Raw genomic sequence first — 279 nt, forward strand, 5'->3', positions numbered from 1 at the left:
GCACGAATTTTGGTACAGCCACGAGTGTGACCTTCAGCAATGGAGTAGCCACGGTGAGCATGAGCTTATACAAAGTAGAGTCGGCTGCTGTAGTAGCCACAGATGGCTCGGTGACAACCAGTGGATCTGATCGCTTAAGTGTAACAGTAAGTCCAGCGGCATTTAGCAAATTAGCTTTAAGCTTAGCAGGACCACAGATTAATGCCGTAGCGTTTACAGGTACAAATACCTTGACGGCTTTGGATGCTTATGGCAATACGGTAACGGGCTTTGATGCGA

Annotated in this window: 1 protein-coding gene; it reads left to right on the top strand. The window is 47.7% G+C overall.

Annotated features, from left to right (window positions below):
- The coding region (locus G9H65_RS13585) for a hypothetical protein (protein ID WP_166375822.1) at positions 1-279 on the top strand (279 nt) is incomplete at both ends.

It is taken from the genome of Aquirufa ecclesiirivi (assembly GCF_011250515.1).
Taxonomy (GTDB): domain Bacteria; phylum Bacteroidota; class Bacteroidia; order Cytophagales; family Spirosomataceae; genus Aquirufa; species Aquirufa ecclesiirivi.